Source organism: Streptomyces sp. CA-250714 (assembly GCF_050936705.1).
GTDB lineage: Bacteria > Actinomycetota > Actinomycetes > Streptomycetales > Streptomycetaceae > Streptomyces.
On sequence record NZ_JBNJMI010000001.1, the window covers coordinates 1,967,248 to 1,985,978 of the forward strand.

Below are 18,731 nucleotides of genomic sequence, written 5' to 3' on the forward strand. Positions count from 1 at the left end.
ATTCGGTTAGCCGTATATAATTGCGGACTCATCCGTCAAGCGCGAGCTAGGAGCCCTCATGGCAGCAGACCTCACAGGCCGCCACTTCCTCAAGGAGCTGGACTTCACGCCGGACGAGTTCCGCGGTCTGGTCTCCCTCGCGGCGGAACTGAAGGCCGAGAAGCGGGCGGGCACCGAGCGCCCGCGGCTGCGCGGGCGCAACATCGCGCTGCTCTTCGAGAAGTCCTCCACCCGTACGCGCTGCGCGTTCGAGGTCGCCGCCGCCGACCAGGGCGCGCACACCACCTACCTCGACCCGGCCGGCTCGCACCTGGGTGTGAAGGAGTCCGTGAAGGACACCGCGCGGGTGCTCGGCCGGATGTTCGACGGGATCCAGTACCGCGGCAGCGGACAGGAGATCGTCGAGGAGTTGGCCGCGTACGCCGGAGTGCCCGTCTACAACGGGCTGACCGACGAGTGGCACCCCACCCAGATGCTCGCCGACGTTCTCACCATGATCGAGCACGCTCCGGGCGCCCCTGGCCGGGCGCCGGGCGAGCTCTCGTACGCGTATCTGGGCGACGCGCGCAACAACATGGGCAACTCCTACCTGGTCACGGGCGCGCTGCTGGGCATGGACGTACGCATCGTGGCACCGCGCTCGCTGTGGCCCGAGGAGTCGGTGACCGCCCGGGCACGGCAGCTGGCCGAGCAGACCGGGGCGCGGATCACGCTGACCGAGGACGTGGCGGAGGGCGTGCGTGACGCGGACTTCCTGGCCACCGACGTATGGGTCTCGATGGGCGAACCCAAGGAGGTCTGGGCCGAGCGGATCGCGCTGCTGCGGCCGTACGCGGTGACCATGGACGTGCTGCGGGCCACCCGGAACCCACAAGTGCGCTTTCTGCACTGCCTGCCCGCCTTCCACGACCTGGGCACGGCGGTGGGCAGGGAGATCCACGAGCAGCACGGGCTGACCTCGCTGGAGGTCACCGACGAGGTGTTCGAGTCGGAGCACTCGGTCGTCTTCGACGAGGCAGAGAACCGGCTGCACACGATCAAGGCCGTGCTCGTGGCGACGCTGGGGGCACCCCTGGACTGAGGCCGTACGCCGGTGTGTGCACCGTCAGCGTGTGTGCATAGTCATACGTTGAGACGCGGGATCATGCATTCTCGGCCGTTACGATGGGATCCAGCCTCGAAGGGTCCGGGCCACCGCCCGGGCCCTTCCCTTGTGCACGTCCGCGTGTGCACACCACCCCGTGCACACCCAGCACCGCCCTGGAAGTCCCATGCCCCGCACCGGCCTGCGTCTGAAGTCCCCCGATCTGCTGGTCGCCGAATCCGGCGCCGATCTGGAGGGACACGGCCTCAAGCGCACTCTCGGCCCGTTCCAGCTGGTGTGCTTCGGCATCGGCGCGATCGTCGGCACCGGCATCTTCGTCGGCCTGTCCGACACCGTTGCGGAGGCCGGACCCGCCGTACTGATCTCGTTCCTCCTGGCCGCGGTGACCTGCGTGTTCACCGCCTTCTCCTTCGCGGAGCTGGGCGGCGCCATCCCGGTCTCGGGCAGCTCGTACTCCTACACCTACGCCTCCCTCGGGGAGCGCGCGGCGTTCCTGGTGGGCTGGTGCCTGCTGCTGGAGTACGGGGTCTCCGTCTCCGCGGTCGCCATCGGGTGGGGGCAGTACCTCAACGAGCTGCTGGAGAACACCGTCGGCCTGCGTATCCCGGCCGCCCTCGCCGAGGCGCCGGGGCACGGCGGCGTCGTCAATGTGCCCGCCGTGATCGTGATGCTGCTCGCCGCGGTGCTGCTGGTGCGCGGGGTGCGGGAGAGCGCGCGGGCCACGGCCGTGATGGCGGTGATCAAGGTCGGGATCCTGGTGCTGTTCTGTGCCGTCGCCTTCACCGCCTACGACGCGGGGCATCTGTCGCCCTTCGCACCCGAGGGCATCGGTGGCATCGGCGCCGGCGCCTCGCTGGCCTTCTTCTCCTTCATCGGCTTCGACGCGATCTCCACCGCTGGTGAGGAGGTCAAGAACCCGCGCAGGAACATTCCGCTGGCCATCCTGGTGACCATCGGCTGCGTGGCGCTGCTCTACTGCCTGGTGTCGGTGGCGGCGATCGGCGCCATGCCCTGGGAGCAGGTCGGCGGCAAGCCCGCCGCGCTCTCGCTGATCGTCGACCACGCCACCGGCTCGGCCTTCGGCTCGACCGTGATCGCGCTGGGCGCCGTGGTGGCCATCGCCTCGGTGGTGCTGGCGGTGATGTACGGCCAGACGCGGATCCTGATGTCGATGTCCCGGGACGGGCTGGTGCCACGGGTGTTCGAGCGGATCTCGCCGAAGACCTCGACGCCGGTCGCCAACACCTGGATCGTCGCCGTTGTCTTCGCCGTCCCGGCCGCCGTGGTGCCGCTGGACGTGGTGCTGGACATGACGGTGATCGGCACGCTGGCGGTCATGGCCGTGGTGAACGTCTGCGTTATCGCCCTGCGGCGGTCGCATCCCGGGCTCCAGCGCAGGTTCCGGGTGCCGTTCTACCCGGTGGCGCCGCTGCTGGGAGTGGCCTTCTGCCTGTATCTGATGTGCGGTCTGCCGTTGGTGACCTGGATCCAGTTCGGGGTCTTTCTGGTGATCGGGGCACTGGTGTACTCGGTGTACGGGCGGCGGCGGTCGCGGCTGGCCCTTGCAGGGGGCGACGCCGATGCCGATGCCGGGGGCGATGCTGGTGCCGGGGCCTTGGCGGGGGCCCCTCCATTGGTCCGGTAAGTGGGTGCCGCTGCCTGGAGTGGGCGGGCTGCGGGTGGTTTGTGGTTGACCGCGCAGTTCCCCGCGCCCCTTCGGGGCACTGAGCCCGGATCTCGGTACGGTTCCCCGACAGCACCACCGGGGACCGGACGAGCGGAGAGTGCGATGCGTGTGGGACTGCTGCGAGCCGTGGGTGCGGCGACGGCCGGCTATGGAGCCGCCGTCGCGGCCTGGCCCCAACTGCTGGCGAAGCCCTCCGGACTGGTGGACGAGAACGGCCGGACCGCCGCGGCCACCCGCACCTCGCTGCGCCCGCTGGCCTGGCGGGACGCGGCCTGTGGACTCGCCCTCGTCCTTGCCCCGGAAGGCCCGGCGCTGACGACCGCGGCCTGGCTGCGGATCGCGGCGGACCTGGGCGACGCGGTGCTGCTGGGCGTCACGCTCCCCCGTAGGGCCCGCGCCAAGGCGGTGGCCGTCTCGGTCGGCTGGGGCGCGCTGTCGGTGGCGGCGCTGTGCACCGGCCGGAGCGGGAGCGCGGACGGGGGCGTGTCCGCGGCGAGCTGACGTGCCGTACGCGCCCGCGGCCGTTCGTCTCCGTAGGCGTCGCAGCTCCGCAGCCGTCGCAGCTCCATAGGCGTCGCAGTGCCCCTTTCCGCTCGTATCCGTTCGTACGCGCTCGCCGGGCGGGTGTGCGGGGCCGGGGCTAGGCTCGGGGCATGGGTGGTCGGCACCGTCATGCGCGGCCGGCGAGCGCCGACGATCTGCTCTCGCAGCTCGGACGGCTCACCGCCAGGGTCCGGGAGGAGGTCGAGGTCCAGCGCGCCCGGGTCGAACTGGCCGAGGCCCTGCAACGCGGAATGCTGCCCTCCACCCTGCCGACCGCGCCGGGGCTGCGCGTCGCGGCCCGCTACGCGCCGGCACGCAACGGCCTGGACATCGGGGGCGACTGGTACGACGGGTTCCGGCTCTCCGACGGAACGCTCGGCTTCTCCGTGGGCGATGTGCAGGGGCACGACGTGGAAGCCGCCGCGTATATGGGCCAGGTGCGGATCGCGCTGCGCGCGGTGGCCGCCATGGGCACCACTGACCCGGGCGAGATCCTGCACACCGCCAACGAGCTGCTCGCGGCGACCGACAATCCGCTCTTCGCCACCTGCGTCTTCCTGCGCTTCGACCCGTACACCTGGAGCGTGCACACCGCACGTGCCGGGCACACCGGCGCCGTATGGGCACGGGCCGACGGGGTGTGCGGAGTCGTCGACCACCCTCCGGAGGAGATCGGCCTGCCGCTGGCCGTCATGGAGGGCCAGACGTACACCGTCACCGAGTACCGATTCACCCTGCCCGGCGCGCTGGCGCTGCTGACCGACGGGGTCGTGGAGGGGCCGCGGTTCCCGCTGGAGGAGGGGCTGGCCCAGGTGGCGCGGGTGCTGCGGGACGGCGTCCGCGAGGACCCCGAAGTGCTCGCGGACCGCGTCATGGAAGTGGCGGAGCAGACCGGCCACACCGACGACGCGGCCGTCCTGGTGCTCAGCTATGACGGGCCGGAGGCGTGTCAGACCTCCGACGCGGCGTCCGGCGTTGTCTGATGAACGATGTGGCACCACCCAGCGAGACGCCGGCGGACCGGACACTGGAGCCCTCCCCTCCCCCGGCCGGGCCACTGCCCGGCAGCGCCAGAGGGCGTCTGTTCGCTGCGTACGTGCTGCGCCTCGTCGTTCTCGCCCTGTGCTACTACGCGGGCGGGCGGCTCGGCCTGGTGTGGAAGGTGACGGTCGAGGGCGCGGTCGTCACCCCGTTCTGGCCGCCGACCGGTATCGCCGTCGCCGGACTGCTCTACTTCGGGCTGCGGGTATGGCCCGGGGTGGCGCTCGGTTCCCTGCTGGTGCTGCTGAACATGGGGCCGCTGAGCTGGACGGCGGCGGGATCCGTGGCGGGCAGCACCCTCGCGCCCCTCGTCGCGTGCTTTCTGCTGCACCGCGTGGGGTTCCGTGAGCAGGTCGACCGGCTCCGGGACGGGGTGAGCCTGGTCTTCCTCGGAGCGTTCCTCGGCATGCTGGTGAGCGCGACCATGGGCTGCCTGATGCTGGTCGCGGGCGACCACCTCGGGCCGCACGACTTCTGGCCGGTCTGGTCGGCGTGGTGGGCCGGTGACGCGGTCGGCGTACTGGTCGTCACGCCGCTGCTGCTGTCCCTGCCCAAGCTGGGCCGGCCGCGCAGCTGGATGCAGGCCGCCGAGGCGCTGGGGCTGGGCGCGGCGACCACCACGCTGGCCATCCTGGTGACCCGGTCCCCGATCGATCTGCTATTCCTGGTCTTTCCGCTGCTGGTGTGGGCGGCGCTGCGGTTCCAACTGCTGGGGTGCGCGGTGAGTACGACCATCCTCGCGGTCGCCGCGACCGGGGCCGCCACCGAGCGGAGCGGGGTGTTCGCGCGGCAGGATCTGATCACGGACATGATCACGCTGCAGGCGCTCAACGGGACCGCTGCGCTGACGACGCTGTTGCTGGCCGCTGTCACCGCCGAGAAGCGGAATACGCATCGGAGGATCGCCGCCGCTTGTGATGATCTCGCCGAGATGGTCGAGGTGCTGGCCCCGCAGGGGCGGGGGCCTCGCTCCTTCCCTGCGGGAGGGCGTACGGGACAGCGGCAGGGGTAGGCCCCTCGCCGTTGTTCCGGAGGGGGTGCCCCTGCTGGCGCTTGCGGGCTGCGGGTGCGCTGTGGTTGCTCGCGCAGTTCCCCGCGCCCCTGACGGGGCGCAGACCCCGTCCCCCTGCGCTCAGGCGGCCAGGTGGCCGATGAGGTCGGGGCCTGCCGGGTAGGGCGGTTCGGCGGGCAGCAGGGCGTGGGCCGCGTCCAGGTCACCGTCCCGTACGGCGGCGTGTATCTGATGGGCGAGCGGGGTGACGTCGGTGAGGGAGACCGTCCACTCGTCGGCGTACCGGCGCGCCGCCTCGCCCGCCAGGCCGAGCTGGAGGGAGCGGTACGGCAGCGGGCGCAAGTGCAGGTCGCGTTCGGGGTCCCACTGGACCCGGGCCGGCGACTGCCGCAACTGCCGCTTCCACGCAGCCTGATCGGCGTGCCGGGCGGCGTCGTAGTGCGACAGGCAGGCATGGCGCAGCGCCCACTCGAAGCCCTCGCGGGTGATCTCGACGGCGAGGACGGTCTCCTGGTCCGGCTTGGTGGCCCACCCGCAGCGGTACATCATCCACAGGAAGGACGGCTTGATCCAAGTCATCCGATCCCGCTTCCAGGCCGCGGGGAACCGCCCGTCGCGGACGGCGGGCAGGCCGAGTCGCGGCGCGTACGCCTGGTAGACGGTGACTGTGGACGCCGTATGCGCGGCGCGTATCTCGTACTTGGGTTGCTCTGACACGGCGCCCAGGGTCGCCGCAGCGCACCGGCCTTGGCCAGCGAATTACGGCGACCCGAGCGGCGCGGGCGGCGCGCGGCTTGTCGCGGGCTCGCGTCGTACGACCCGTCAGAGGAGCTCCAGCGGCCGCTTGCGGGTCGGCGGCGGGAACGCCTCGTCCAGCGCGGCGAGGTCCTCCTCGGTGAGGCGCAGCTCGGCTGCCGCCCGGTTCTCCTCGACGTGACCGCGTGAGGATGCCTTGGGGATCGCGATGACATCGTCGTGCCGCAGCACCCAGGCCAGCGCCACCTGCGCGGGGGTGGCACCGTGTGCGTCGGCGACCGTGCGCAGCGCGGGGTGGTCCAGCAGCCGGCCCTGCTCAACGGGCGAGTACGCCATCAGGGGCACCGACAACTCTCGGCAGCGGGGCAGCAGATCGAACTCGGGGCCGCGCCGGGTGAGGTTGTAGAGGATCTGGTCGGTGGCGGGCACCGCCCCCTCGGGCAGATCGGCGAGGTCGTCGGTGTCGAGGTTGCTCACCCCCCAGAAGCGGATGTCGCCCTCGCGGACCAGCCCTTCCAGCGCCTCGACGGTCTCCGCCAGCGGGACGCCGCCGCGCCAGTGCAGCAGATACAGGTCGATACGGTCGGTGCCCAGGCGGCGCAGGCTGGCACGGCAGGCTTCGACGGTGCCGCGCCGGTCGGCGTGGGACGGCAGCACCTTGCTGACGAGGAACACTTCCTCCCTGCGCCCCTTGACGGCCTCGCCGACCAACTCCTCGGCGGCGCCGCTGCCGTACATCTCCGCCGTGTCGATCAGCGTCATGCCCAGGTCGATGCCGGTACGCAGGGCGTCCAGCTCCTGGGCGCGCCGGGAGGGGTCGTCGCCCATGTGCCAGGTGCCCTGGCCGAGGGCGGGGACGGGCGTACCGGAGGGAAGGTTCACTGTGCGCACGACGTTCGCGGTCCTTTCCTTGGCGGCGGTGCGGCCGACGGTTCCGGCGGTGCCGGCGGTGCCGGCGGTGCCGGCGGTGCCGGCGGTGCCGGCGGTGCCGGCGGTGCCGGCGGTGCCGGCGGTGCCGGCGGTTCCCACGAGGCCCGGAGACTCCGAGGCTGCGCACCCATGATCGCTCAGGCCGCCGCGCGCTCCGGTATCCGCCTCCCGCTGGCGAGGTCCGCGGGGTCGAGCCCCAGTGCCGCTGCTGCCGTGGCCCCCACGTCGGCCAGGCTGTCGGCGTCCGGCAGCAGCTCCACCCCGGGTACGCCGGGACGGTGGATGAGCACCGGCACGTACTCGCGGGTGTGATAGGCGTGCCCGATCGTCGGATCGTTGCCGTGGTCCCCGGTGACGACCAGGCGGTCGCCGGGCCGGTCCAGCAGCGCGACCAGCGCGGCCAGGCCGGCGTCGACCTGCTCCAGGATGCGTGCGTACCGCTCCGGATCCCGCTGATGGCCCGCCAGATCGCTCTCCTGCACATTGGCGACGACCAGCGCCTCGCCAGGCGCGCGGACCGCCTCCACGGTGTGGGCGAGGACGTCGGCGGTGGGCACCGCCGGGCGGCGGACGGCTGTCTCGCACGCCAGGATGTCGGCGGCCTTGCCGACGAGCGTCACCGGGATCCCGGCCCGCGCCGCCAGTTCGGGAAGCTGACGGGTGTGGTCCAGCTCCGCGCCCAGGTGCTGCACCCGGAGGCCACCGTTGCGGTAGAAGCCGCTCGCCGGGGTGTCCAGGCCCACCGTTCCGTCGTCGCCGTCGCGGACGAACCCGCGCAGTGGGCCGTCCGCGTGGCCGCCGACCGCGATGACCCGGGCGACCGGCGCCACCGCGCGTACCGTACGGGCGACGCCGAGGATGCCGTCGAAGCCGAGGTCGTCCAGCCGAGCCGAGGCGTTCCAGTTGATGCCCGGGTCCGCCTCGAGGTTGTCGTGCACCAGCACGCTGCCGTCGACCAGCAGCAGCGGTCTGCTGTCGAGGAGTTCGACCCGGTGGCCCGCCGCCCGCAGCGCCCCGCCGACCTCCTCCAGGTGGTCGCCGAGGCGGGCGACGGTCACCTGGCTGAAGTCCGCGCCCATCATCGTCTGGTGACCCGCGAACGTGTCGGCGCCGGGGTAGCCGAGCGCGGCCCGCCCCGCCGCGACCGGCAACCGGGTGCCGCGGGCGAGGTCGGGGTGCGGGTGGACCAGACCGAGGCCCAGCGCCCCGAACATGGGCAGCCGCAACGGCCGTCCGAGCGCCTCGCGGGCGTGGTCGAGCACATGGCCGCAGGTGTCGGCGGCAGCGTCGCCGGGGCGCAGCGCCCCGGCGTCCGGCATGGCACCGATGCCGAACCCGTCGACGACGACGATGACGGTACGCGCCCCGTCGCACGCTCCCCCGGCCACCTCATACGCATCCGCTGTCACAGCGCCCTCCCGTGTGCGTCGTGGCCGACGACGACGATTACGGTGCGCGCCCCGTCGCACGCTTCCCCGGCCACCTCGTACGTATCTGCTGTCACAGCGCCCTCCCGTCTGCGTCGTAGTCGACGACGGCGATGACGGTGCGCACCCCGTCGCACGCTCCCCCAGCCACCTCGTACGCGTCCGCTGTCACAGCGCCCTCCCCTGTGCGTCGTACAGGCCGGTCAGCCGTGGTGTTCCGGACGAGAGGCCGGCCACCACCGCGACCGTGGAGCGGGTCACGAAGACCTGCGTACGGAACGCCAGCAGTGCCGTGTCACCGACCCGCACCTGGCCGTCCGTCTCGGGCGCGGCCAGCAGCCGGTAGTAGTCGATGTTCTGCGCGGGCGCGCCCTGCACGGGCAGGCGGCGGCCGGTGCGGGGCAACAGCGCGGAGGTGATGTGGGCGCGGGGGTAGAACCCGCCGCCGAACACCGCCGGGCGGCCGTCGGCCAGCGTGTGCGCCACCTCCGTCACGTACACATACGCGGGCCGCTCGGGCTGGTCGGCGTCGAGCGCGTGCAGCGGAGTGGTGCCGGTCAGGGCATGGCCGGGCTCGCCGTGGGTGGCACCGAGCCGGGCGAGCAGCGGCAGGCTGGCCATGGAGGTGGCGCTGGGGGCGCTGAGCTTGAGGTCCTGATGTCCGCGTGCGGCGAGCAGTTCGCGGGCCTTGAGGGCGAGGTCGAAGGAGGGCGTGGGGGTCGGGGCGCCGGTCTTCGGATCGCACAGCACGCAGGGGAACGCGGTGACGCCCGCGATCCTGATACCCGGCAGCCGCTCCGCCTCCTCGGCGAACGCGTCCAGCGCGGACAGCGGGACGCCGCCTTCCTGCCCCGGGTAGACCGAGCCGTCCGGGCCCTCCAGCCGCACCAGTACGTCCTGGACGAAGCCGAGCCGCTGGGCCGCCGCCGAGACGGCACGTGCGTTGGCCAGATCGAAGACCGTGACGGCCTCCGGCCGCCAGCCGAGCATCTCGGGCAGCACCCGATGCGGGATCTGTACGAGGTGGCCGAGGTTTCCGGCCCGGGCCCCCGCCGCGCGCAGCGTACGGGCCTCGGCGGGGTCGATGGCGGCGAAGGAGGGGATGGCGCGGGCCACGGCGCGGATCAGCTCCGGATTGCGGCCGAACTGCTTGACGACGAACCACAGCGACAGACCGAGCCGTTCGGCCTCGCCCGCGAGGAGGGCGGCGTTCTCCGCGACGGCGTCCAGGTCCATGACGTAGGTGTCGGGTGGGATCTCGCCACGCCGATGAAGGTCCGCCGCGGTATCGGCGAGCCCCGGATTGCGGGCGAGGAGGCTGTCGAGGAACACGTCAGTCCTTAGTGCGGTGCTTCTTTGCTTCGTGCGGTGGGGCTTTGTGCGGTGCTTCCGGTGGTGCGTTGTGGGGTGCTTCGTCGGCCGGTTGCCCGGCGGCGGGTTGGGCGACGGTGGCCTGGCCGGCTGCGGGTTGGGCGGCGGTGCGATGGCCAGCCTCGGTCTGCGCGGCGGCGGGCTGCCCGGCTCCGGACCGTTCGCCGGCGGCCTGGTCGACTGCGGGTTGTATCCCCGTGCGATGGCCAGCCGAGGCCTGGCCGCCGGTGGCAGGCTGGTCGGCCAGTGTGGCAAGGGAGCGGTGCAGGATTTCGAGGACGAGGTCGGCGCCCGCTCGCATCGGGTTGATGCGGATCACCCAGTCAGTGAGCTGCGGTGCGTCGTCCAGGGCGGAGCTGGACATGCGGTAGAAGAGGGGCGCGATCTCGTAGCGGGAGTTGGAGCCCACCGGATACGGTGCCGCACCGAACCGGGCCGCCACATCGGGGAGTTGAGCGGCGACCGGTGTGTCCAACTGGACGAGCAGGCATCTGTCCTGCGCGTTGGCGATGCGTACATCCGCGACTCCGGGCACCTCACCGGCGGCGAGGCGCTCGGCGACCTCGGTGCCGACGCGGGACTGGACGGCCCACATCACCGGGACATGGGTGAGGGCACGCAGCGCGTCGAGCGCCTGGTGGCCCTGGACCTGGCCGCCGCCCGAGTAGTTGTCGGCATGTACGCGGGCGATCAGGTCGGCAGCGCCGACAACGGCGCCGACGCCTTCCGGGCCGTGCAGTTTGAACAGCGAGAAGCAGGAGGCGTCCGCGCCCAGTTCGACCCCGGAGGCGGGCACCCGGAAGACGGCGTAGTTGTCGTCGACGAGCGTACGGACGCCGGCCTGCCGGCAGGCGGCCACAACCTCGGCGGGATCGTAGGAGTCGGCGAGTCGCTGCCGGCTGTGCTGCACATACGCCCACCGGAAGCGGCCGGAGGCGAGCGCGGCCCGCAGTGCCTCGGGGTCGTTGAAGTCGGCCTCCACCGTTTCGACGCCCAGCCCGCGCAGGGTGACCGCGGTGGTGCGGTAGACGGGCGCCCCGTGGATGAGCAGCGGCTCGCCCGGCCCGACGGCGGCACTCAGCGCGGCGCGGATCGCGCCCGTGCCGGCGCCCTGCACGAGCGCCGCGGCCTCCGCACCGAAGTACTCGGCCAGCACCGCCTCGACCCGGGCGGTGGTCCGCGGCCGCCCCAGCCCGGGCACCACACCGGCGTCGGCGGCGAACAGCTCCTGCCCGGCGAAGTGCGCGGCGGTGGCTTCCAGCAGCCGGAACTGCCGGGTGACCGCCTCCTCCACGGGGACGGTGGCCAGCGGGAACGTACGGGGCAGCGGCGGGGGCACCGGACGGGAGCCGGCCGGCCGCGACGGTGTCGGCGGGGTGGCTGCTGCCATCTCAGATCTCCTCCAGACTCGCGCCGGTCAGGAAGCGCAGCGGATTGCGCCGGGTCATCAGATCGATCAGGTCCTCGTCCACACCCGCGGCACGGGCGGCGGGGAGGAAGGAGCGGAACAGATGGCCGTAGCCCTGGCCGCCCTCGGTGCGCAGATAGCCGTGCCGGGAGATGTCGCAGCTGAGCAGCGCCCGGTCGGCGTGCCCGGCCTCCAGCAGCGCGAGGAGCAGCCGCAGTCGTACGTCGTCGCTCTGGTAACTCTCCTTGCCGACGGTGTCGAACGCGACGTACGCGCCCGCCTCGGCGAGCCGCCGGTGCACGGCCGGAGCGGTGAGGAGGTCCTGGTGCCCGACGCAGATCCGGTGCGGGGCCAGGCCCGCGCCGGTCAGCAGATCGAGCTGGGCGAGCCCGCCGTGGCCGAGCTGGGCGTGGGTGGCCACGGACAGCCCGGTGGCGAGGGCCGCGCGCGCCGCGGCCCGCAGCACGCGGGACTCCGGCTCGCTGGGCACCTCCCCGTGGCTGCCCACCTCGCCGAGCACACCGGGGCGGAACCCGGTCGGCGCCCCGTCGGGGCCGGCGAGCCCTTCGCGGATCTCCCGCTCCAGGGTGGCGGCGAGCCGGTCGACGGTGGCGCCCGCAAGGTCCGCCGCCGGGTGGAACGGCTCGTAGTACCACCCGCTCGCGGCGACGACGGCGACCCCGCTCTCCTCCGCGATCCTGGCGAGCGTGAGCGGATCGCGGCCCATGCCCCGGCAGGTCAGCTCGATGACCAAGGAGAGCCCGAACTCCTCGCGCAGCTCGGACAGTTCCCTGCTGACCGCCGGACCGTGCCGCCGCGCGTCGAGGACGGCGGCGCCGTCGCCCTTGAGGTCCAGGTCGAGGACCAGATGCTCATGAGCGAGGGCGGGCCCGCTCACGGCCGTGGCCGACAGCGGTCCCGCGACGGTGTGCAGCAGCGGCTCGGCGCCATGGGGGGTGGTGCCGTGGGGGGTGCTCCAACTCATGGTGGGCCTTCTCATGGTGGGCCTTCCTGGTGGCAGGTGGCAGCGCGGCCTCAACCTGATGGGCAGGGACCGACCCTGGCGGGCTCAGCCCTTGACCGGGGACCGAACCTGGCGGGCTCAGCCCTTGACGGGGGTGAACAGATCGAGCCAGTAGAGGACGTTGAGCAGGACGCCACCGACGAGCACGGCGGCGGGTGCCGCCGCCATCCGGACGACGGGGCGTCCCATCGCCTCGTTGAGCAGATAGAGCCCGCCCACGACGAGGATGCCGAGCCCGGCGCCCATCGCGTTGGCCGCCATCAGCGAGCCGAAGAGGATGGCCAGGAGGAGGCTCTCGGAGATGGCGTTGCGCAGGTGTTCGGACGAGTCGCGGACGCTGGGCAGTTTGCCGAGGAGCTTGCCGATGGAGGACAGCGCCAGGACCTCAAGGGCGAAAACGGCCGCTCCGACCACTGCCGCCAGCACCGGGTTCGGCAGCAGATAGCCGATCGGGTAGACGACCGTGAAGCCGACGATGCCGTAGGCGCCCGAGGCGAGCGCCGTCGTCGCGATCAGCGGGAGGAAGCCGAAGAAACGGTAGAAGTCGACCTGCGCGGCCTCGGAGATATGGTCCTTGGCTATCAGAAAGCTGGTGGCTTCACCGCCGCCGAATATGTGCATCTGCGCGAGCATGCAGATTCCCGCGCCGAGCACCATGAACAGCGGCAGATGGCGGCGCAGCCGGGCGGCGCTGGTGCTGAAGAGCGAGGCCATCGGATCGTCCCCGGACGGATCCTGGGCAGCGGCCTGAGACACGGCCTCCGCCTCGCGGTCCGCCTTGCGCTGCACCAGGTCGCGGCGTACGGCGAGACCGATCAGCAGCAGCACCCCGACGGCCATGGCCAGGGCTCCCGCGAACATGTCGGGCCACAGCTTCATCGTCATGACGACGAGGGCGAGTTCGACGACGCCCGCCACCGCGCCCCAGGCGCGCCCGAACTGCTTGGTGATGGCCAGCACCGGGAACAGCGTGAACAGGAAGAGGATGGGCGTCGACATCTGCTGCATGGCCGTCAGGAAGTCGACGGGCAGGTCATGTGCCACCTCGTTGGCACCGTTGAGACCGAAGACGACCACCGCGCCCCAGCCCGCGCCCAGCAGCGGCGCGAGCCACTTCTTCGGCGCCAGCAGGCCCAGGATGTCGGTGGGCAGGAAGAGCAGCCAGGGGTTGAGGACGCCGGAGGAGAGCGCCATCGGTGCGCCGAGTCCGAAGATGAAACCGGCGGACAGTCCGAAGGAGACCGCCGTGGTGGCCGAGCGGGTGGTCCGCCCGTGGATGAAGTCCAGCATGAACGGGCGCACTCCGTCGTTGAAGACGGCCAGCGCCATGTGCGAGATGAACGCGGTCAGCGCGCACAGGAGGATCACGGTCAGCTGCTGGGGCAGCGAGAAATCCAGTGCGGCGGTCGCGGCCAGTTGGTTGCCGGCGGTGCTCACGGTACTCATGGGGGTCGCTCCTTCACGCCCGGGATGTGTGCCGGAACCCGGTCAGGCACGCGCGGCGACGGCGCGGGCGAGCAGGGGGGCGATGGTGTCGATCTGGTCCATGGAGAAGCCGAAGACCTTCTTGCCGTCGGCGAGCAGCGCGGCGACCTCGTCCTCGGTGGGCACCGAGCGGCCGAAGGTGTGGCAGGCGGGCTGCCCCATGAGGCCGACGAGGACGCCGAGGGAGGCGCCGGCGCCGGTGTGGCAGGTGCCGAGGAAGTAGTCGGCCTGGCCGGAGCGGAGCTTCATCGCCGCGTCCATGTCGCTGGAGACCGCGACCTCGACGCCGTCGAGACCGAGCGCCTTGACGGCGTTCGCGACCTCGCTCTTGCCGACTCCGCCGGTGAGGATCTTCGTCATGGCTGGTGCCTCTCATCTGTGCTGCGGGGCCCGGTGGTTGGCGGCCGGGCCGGTGTGCCGGGGCGGGAGTGGGGGGCGGTGAGTGGGTGGCGTCGGGGGGCGTCGGGCGTCCGCAGGGTCAGCCGGACACGCGCTGGGCGAGCAGGGCCAGATGCAGGGCCAGGAAATTGATCTCGGAGTCGGGCAGCGTGGCGCCGAGCTCCGCCTCGGCGCGGGCCGCGGCACGGCGGGCGCGCTCGACGGCCGCCGGATGACCGGCCAGCTCCGCGGCGATCTGCTCGTCGGTCTGGAACTTCTCTATGGACTCGCCGTCGAGCAGCCGGGTGAGGGCCATCATCAGATGGCTCGTCAGCATGCCCGCCGTCTCCTCGGTGACCGGGGCACCTTCGTCGGCGAGCGTGGACAGCTCGGCTGTGACGAAGTCGACCACTTCGGGCCGGACTTGGCCGCCCTCGCGGAAGAGCTGGATACGGAGTGCGAGCTGGTCGTCCACGCCATCCTCCTCGATGGGCGACAGAAATCGGGATTCTGGATTCTCACGGCCCGAGCCCGGCCATTCGGGCCGTGCGCGGGGCCCTGGGGGACGGCGGGGCCGGCGTCGGTCAGTACGAGGGCATCCGGTCTCCTCGTACGACTTCGGACTGAAGCTCCGTCACCCGATCGGGGTCGATGGCGTCCCGTATGGCGTGCAGGGCGGCCACGCTCTCGGCTCTGCCGATGACCGCCGCGCTGGAGTTCCGCAGGGACAGATCTCGCGTTATCTCGTCACCGAGCGGCAGCACATCGAAGCCCGCGTCGATCCGGCCCTGCACCTCGTCCAGGTTCCAGACGGTGGCGTCCGCCTTGTTCTGCGCCAGCAGATCGGGCAGCTGCATGTACGAGCACTCGATCCACTCGACGTCGTCCCGCTCCGCGAACGCCCGCTCGGCGAGCATCCGCTGGTCCTCCGAGGCGTGGTCGACCGCGACGCGCAGCCCCGGCGCCTCCAGCGAGCCGCCTTCGCGCAGCAGCACCCCGTGGGCCCCGACGTAGGTGGTGGGACCGAGATCGACCACCAGCGACAGGTCCTCCGGATACTCCTCGATCAACCGGTCGGCGGCGAAGCGGGAGAGGACGACCAGATCGGCCTTGCCCTCCAGCAGCGCCGTGGCCCGGCTGCCCGCGCCGCGCATGAAGGTGATGGCGAACGGCGTCCCGGCATCGTCGAACGCGGCGCGCAGACCGGTGGCCAGGCCCTCGTAGCGGCGGGAGTAGGGCAATGGCATCGCGGCGAGCAGCGTGCCCAGCCCGGAGAGCCGCCACAGGACCGAGCGGTCCGAGCTGACGAGGAAGGTGCCCAGATGGCCGCGCGCGGCGGTCTGGATCGCGCCGGCCTCCTCGAGCAGCCGCAGCGCGGCCTGCACCGTGCCGTTGCCGCACCCCAACTCCTCGGCGAAGTCCCGCACCCGGGGCAGCCGCGTCTCCGGCTCGTACTCCAGCAGGAGGAGCGCGAGCTGACGGGCCGCCAGGCCGTTGCGGGTCAGGAATCGCTCGTCGTAACCATTCACGAGGGAACAGTAAACAGAATCCTGGATTCTTGACAAGCCCCTTTCCGCCGGCCGCCAAGCCCTCTTTCTCCGGCCGCGAACCCCTTCTCCGGGTGCGCGGCCGCACGAGTCGGCGGAGGCTCGCCATACCGGGAACTGCTAGAAAAGGTTCATGCGCGGACTCTTCGGGCGCCTGTCGGCTCGGCGTGAACGGCACCGCCGAGTGCCGCCCGCATCCGCGCGCTCCCGCCAGGGCCCGGGCGCCGGGAGCGCCCCGCCTCCCGACGGGTCCCCGGACGTCGAGGAACTGCCGCCCCGCGCGCGCCGCTTCCGGCTCCCCTTCGCCCCCCGCACCGTCGCCGGAGAGGTATTCGTCCTCCAGGTGGCGGTCATCGTGCTGCTCATGATCGCCGTGGTGGTGGCCTTCGTCCTGCACGCCCGGTGGGAAAGCACCCGCCAGGCCCGCAAGGAAGCCCTCGCCGTGGCCACGGCCTTCGCACAGTCACCTGATGTGGTGAAGAACCTGGACGTGCGCGACCCGACCGCGAAGCTCCAGCCACGTGCGGAGGCGCTGCGGAAGAGGACCGACATCTCCTATGTCGTCGTCTGGAAGCCGAACGGGATCAGGGTCACGGCGCCGGAACCCGGCCTGATCGGCAAGCGCGTCGACGGGCCGTACAAGGAGGCCGTCCGGGAGGCCCGCGAGGGCCGCTCCACCACCGAGACTCTCCAGGCGGCACCGGGTCTGACGGTGAACTCCGCCGTCCCCGTCGTCCGGCACGACGGCACCCTCGCCGGGCTGGTCTCCACGGGGGTCACGGTGTCGCGGGTGAACGAGGGGGTGAAGAAGCAACTGCCCGTCCTGCTCATGTCGGCCGCCGGCGCACTCGCCCTCGCCTCGGGCAGCTCCGCACTGGTGAGCAGGCGACTGCGGCGCCAGACCCACGGCCTGGGGCCGGAAGAGATGACCCGCATGTACGAGCACCATGACGCGGTGCTGCACGCCGTCCGGGAGGGCGTGCTCATCCTCGACGACACAGGACGGCTGGTGCTCGTCAACAACGAGGCCCGGCGGCTGCTGGAGCTGCCCGAGGACGCGGAGGGACGATACGTCGACCAGGTGGGCCTGGGCGTGGGCATGGCGGGGCTGCTGGCGTCGGGCCGCACCGCAACGGACGAGGTGCATCTGGCCAAGGGCAGGCTGCTGGCTGTCAACGTCCGCACCACCCGCGGCGAGGAGGGCGCGCCGGGCCGGGTGGCCACCCTGCGGGACACCACCGAACTGCACGCCCTGGAGGGCCGCGCGGAGGGCGCACGGGAGCGGCTGCGTCTGCTGTACGAGGCCGGGGTGCGGGTCGGCACCACGCTCGACGTGGTGCGTACAGCCGAGGAACTGACCGAGGTGGCCGTGCCCCGGTTCGCCGAATTCGCCACTGTGGAACTGCTGGACCCCGTACTGCGCGGTGAGGAGCCGACAGCCGCGCGCACCGAACTGCGCCGTATCGCGGTGAGCGGCGTCCGCGACGACGCGCCCCTCCTCCCTGTCGGCGAGGTCGTCCGCACTGTCGAGACCATGCCGGGCGAGGCGGAGGTGGTGGACAGCGGGCAGGCACTCCTGCACCCCGATCTGCGCGAGGCGCACGACTGGCTGGCGCAGTATCCCGCACACGGCCGGCGGGCTCTGGAGTACGGCATCCGCTCACTGATCAGCACCCCGCTGCGGGCCCGCGGTGTGGTGCTGGGCACCGTCGACTTCTGGCGCACCGACCAGAGCGAGCCCTTCGGCGAGGAGGATCTGGCCTTCGCCGAGGAGCTGACGGCACGCGCCGCGGTCAGCATCGACAACGCCCGCCGCTACACCCGTGAGAACGCGATGGCGGTCACCCTCCAGCGCAGTCTGCTGCCACGCGGTCTGCCCGAACAGGACGCCCTGGAGGTGGCGTCACGCTACCGGCCCACCAGGGCCGGGGTGGGCGGCGACTGGTTCGACGTCATCCCGCTGCCCGGCGCACGGGTGGCGCTGGTGGTGGGCGACGTGGTGGGCCACGGGCTGCATGCGGCGGCGACGATGGGCCGACTGCGCACAGCAGTGCTCAATTTCTCCTCCCTGGACCTGGCCCCCGAAGAGCTGCTGGCGCACCTGGACGAACTGGTCGACAGGATCGACCAGGACCAGGCGGCCGAGGGCAACGGCGCGACAGTCACCGGAGCCACCTGTCTGTACGCCATCTACGACGCCGTCTCCGGCCGCTGCACCATCGCCAGGGCAGGCCACCCGGGGCCCGCACTGGTGCTGCCGGACGGCACTGTGCAGTACCCGGACGTGCCCGTCGGGCTGCCGCTCGGACTGGGCGGCGCACCGTTCGAGACGGCCGAGCTGCGGCTGCACCCCGACAGTCAGCTCGTACTGTTCACGGACGGTCTCGTGGAGGACCGCGAACGCGACATCGACGACGGTCTCGCCCTGCTGCACGAGGCACTGACCGGGCACCCCGGCAGACGCCCTGAGGACACCTGCCGGGCGGTTCTCGACGCACTGCTGCCCACCGAACCCAGCGATGACGTCGCCCTGCTGGTGGCCCGCGCCCGGGTGCTCGACCCCGAGCGGGTCGCACAGTGGGACGTGCCCGCCGACTCCGGCGCCGTCGCCCCGATGCGTGCCCGGGTCTCCCGGAAGCTGGCCGAGTGGGGGCTGGAGGAGATGTCCTTCACCTCCGAGCTCATCCTCAGCGAGCTGGTCACCAACGCCATCCGCTACGGCAGCGAGCCCATCCGGGTCCGGCTGCTGTACCAGTCCTGCCTCACCTGCGAGGTCTCCGACGGCAGCAGCACCTCGCCCCATCTGCGCCGCGCCGCCGCCACCGAGGAGGGCGGGCGCGGTCTCTTCCTCGTCGCGCAGCTCGCCGAGCGCTGGGGGACCCGCTACACGCCGCACGGCAAGGTGATGTGGACCGAGCAGAACCTGTACGAGGCGACCGGCGGCGAGCAGGACACCGCCGGTCTCCTCGACCAGTGGGACGAGCCACTGTGACACCGCTCCGGCTCACCCGTGCCCC

Annotated in this window: 15 protein-coding genes and 1 pseudogene; 6 read left to right on the forward strand and 10 right to left on the reverse strand. The window is 72.1% G+C overall.

From position 1 onward, the window contains the following. Window positions 1-58 precede the first annotated feature (58 nt). The 5 genes from argF (at window position 59) to ACQEU8_RS08795 (ending at window position 5,388) form a co-directional block, all read left to right on the forward strand. A complete protein-coding gene (gene argF, locus ACQEU8_RS08775; RefSeq protein ID WP_433098575.1) occupies window positions 59-1,081 on the forward strand; it encodes an ornithine carbamoyltransferase in 1,023 nt (340 codons plus the stop codon). A gap of 190 nt (window positions 1,082-1,271) precedes the next feature. Further along, window positions 1,272-2,750 (forward strand): amino acid permease, encoded by a 1,479-nt coding sequence (locus ACQEU8_RS08780; protein ID WP_433098577.1) that lies wholly within the window; start codon window positions 1,272-1,274, stop codon window positions 2,748-2,750. 144 nt (window positions 2,751-2,894) lie between these two features. Beyond that, window positions 2,895-3,293 (forward strand): hypothetical protein, encoded by a 399-nt coding sequence (locus ACQEU8_RS08785; protein WP_433098579.1) that lies wholly within the window; start codon window positions 2,895-2,897, stop codon window positions 3,291-3,293. A 152-nt stretch (window positions 3,294-3,445) separates the two neighbouring features. Next, window positions 3,446-4,318, forward strand: a complete 873-nt coding sequence (locus ACQEU8_RS08790; protein WP_433098581.1) for a PP2C family protein-serine/threonine phosphatase — start codon at window positions 3,446-3,448, stop codon at window positions 4,316-4,318. 113 nt (window positions 4,319-4,431) lie between these two features. Continuing rightward, entirely contained in the window at window positions 4,432-5,388 is a 957-nt protein-coding gene (locus tag ACQEU8_RS08795) for an MASE1 domain-containing protein (protein WP_433098583.1), read from the forward strand. 120 nt (window positions 5,389-5,508) lie between these two features. Here the strand turns inward: ACQEU8_RS08795 and ACQEU8_RS08800 are convergent, their stop codons facing one another. The 10 genes and pseudogenes from ACQEU8_RS08800 to yhfZ all read right to left on the reverse strand — a co-directional run bounded on the left by ACQEU8_RS08800 (window position 5,509) and on the right by yhfZ (window position 15,696). After that, window positions 5,509-6,105 (reverse strand): DUF4291 domain-containing protein, encoded by a 597-nt coding sequence (locus ACQEU8_RS08800; protein ID WP_433098585.1) that lies wholly within the window; start codon window positions 6,103-6,105, stop codon window positions 5,509-5,511. A gap of 105 nt (window positions 6,106-6,210) precedes the next feature. Continuing rightward, on the reverse strand, window positions 6,211-7,035 hold the full coding sequence (locus ACQEU8_RS08805) for an aldo/keto reductase (protein ID WP_433102241.1): 825 nt from the start codon (window positions 7,033-7,035) through the stop codon (window positions 6,211-6,213). A gap of 176 nt (window positions 7,036-7,211) precedes the next feature. Continuing rightward, window positions 7,212-8,483, reverse strand: coding sequence for a phosphopentomutase (locus tag ACQEU8_RS08810; protein WP_433098587.1), 1,272 nt, complete (start codon window positions 8,481-8,483; stop codon window positions 7,212-7,214). A gap of 186 nt (window positions 8,484-8,669) precedes the next feature. After that, window positions 8,670-9,833, reverse strand: coding sequence for an alanine racemase (locus ACQEU8_RS08815; RefSeq protein ID WP_433098589.1), 1,164 nt, complete (start codon window positions 9,831-9,833; stop codon window positions 8,670-8,672). Window positions 9,834-10,110: 277 nt separating this feature from the next. Continuing rightward, window positions 10,111-11,262 (reverse strand): annotated as a pseudogene (locus ACQEU8_RS08820) (aminotransferase class V-fold PLP-dependent enzyme); the annotation flags it as partial. A gap of 1 nt (window position 11,263) precedes the next feature. Beyond that, window positions 11,264-12,265 (reverse strand): phosphotriesterase family protein, encoded by a 1,002-nt coding sequence (locus ACQEU8_RS08825; protein WP_433098591.1) that lies wholly within the window; start codon window positions 12,263-12,265, stop codon window positions 11,264-11,266. Between the two features lie 117 nt (window positions 12,266-12,382). Beyond that, window positions 12,383-13,750: a YhfT family protein gene (locus ACQEU8_RS08830; RefSeq protein WP_433098593.1), complete on the reverse strand. Its 1,368-nt coding sequence runs from the start codon at window positions 13,748-13,750 to the stop codon at window positions 12,383-12,385. Between the two features lie 42 nt (window positions 13,751-13,792). Further along, window positions 13,793-14,149, reverse strand: a complete 357-nt coding sequence (locus tag ACQEU8_RS08835) for a DUF2620 domain-containing protein (protein WP_433098595.1) — start codon at window positions 14,147-14,149, stop codon at window positions 13,793-13,795. 118 nt (window positions 14,150-14,267) lie between these two features. Beyond that, window positions 14,268-14,642, reverse strand: coding sequence for a PRD domain-containing protein (locus ACQEU8_RS08840; RefSeq protein WP_433098597.1), 375 nt, complete (start codon window positions 14,640-14,642; stop codon window positions 14,268-14,270). Window positions 14,643-14,751: 109 nt separating this feature from the next. Further along, the gene (gene yhfZ, locus ACQEU8_RS08845) at window positions 14,752-15,696 is read right to left on the reverse strand and encodes a GntR family transcriptional regulator YhfZ (protein ID WP_433098599.1); all 945 of its coding nucleotides are present in this window, start codon (window positions 15,694-15,696) and stop codon (window positions 14,752-14,754) included. Between the two features lie 382 nt (window positions 15,697-16,078). Between yhfZ and ACQEU8_RS08850 the strand changes: the two genes are divergently transcribed. Further along, window positions 16,079-18,706 carry a SpoIIE family protein phosphatase gene (locus ACQEU8_RS08850; protein ID WP_433102243.1) on the forward strand — a complete coding sequence of 876 codons (2,628 nt, stop codon included), beginning with the start codon at window positions 16,079-16,081 and terminating at the stop codon, window positions 18,704-18,706. The last annotated feature ends 25 nt before the right edge of the window (window positions 18,707-18,731 follow it).

Coding starts and splice junctions, on each gene's coding strand:
- argF (WP_433098575.1), top strand. CDS start 59: ATGGCAGCAGACCTCACAGGCCGCCACTTCCTCAAGGAGCTGGACTTC.
- ACQEU8_RS08780 (WP_433098577.1), top strand. CDS start 1,272: ATGCCCCGCACCGGCCTGCGTCTGAAGTCCCCCGATCTGCTGGTCGCC.
- ACQEU8_RS08785 (WP_433098579.1), top strand. CDS start 2,895: ATGCGTGTGGGACTGCTGCGAGCCGTGGGTGCGGCGACGGCCGGCTAT.
- ACQEU8_RS08790 (WP_433098581.1), top strand. CDS start 3,446: ATGGGTGGTCGGCACCGTCATGCGCGGCCGGCGAGCGCCGACGATCTG.
- ACQEU8_RS08825 (WP_433098591.1), bottom strand. CDS start 12,265: ATGAGTTGGAGCACCCCCCACGGCACCACCCCCCATGGCGCCGAGCCG.
- ACQEU8_RS08830 (WP_433098593.1), bottom strand. CDS start 13,750: ATGAGTACCGTGAGCACCGCCGGCAACCAACTGGCCGCGACCGCCGCA.
- ACQEU8_RS08835 (WP_433098595.1), bottom strand. CDS start 14,149: ATGACGAAGATCCTCACCGGCGGAGTCGGCAAGAGCGAGGTCGCGAAC.
- ACQEU8_RS08850 (WP_433102243.1), top strand. CDS start 16,079: ATGATCGCCGTGGTGGTGGCCTTCGTCCTGCACGCCCGGTGGGAAAGC.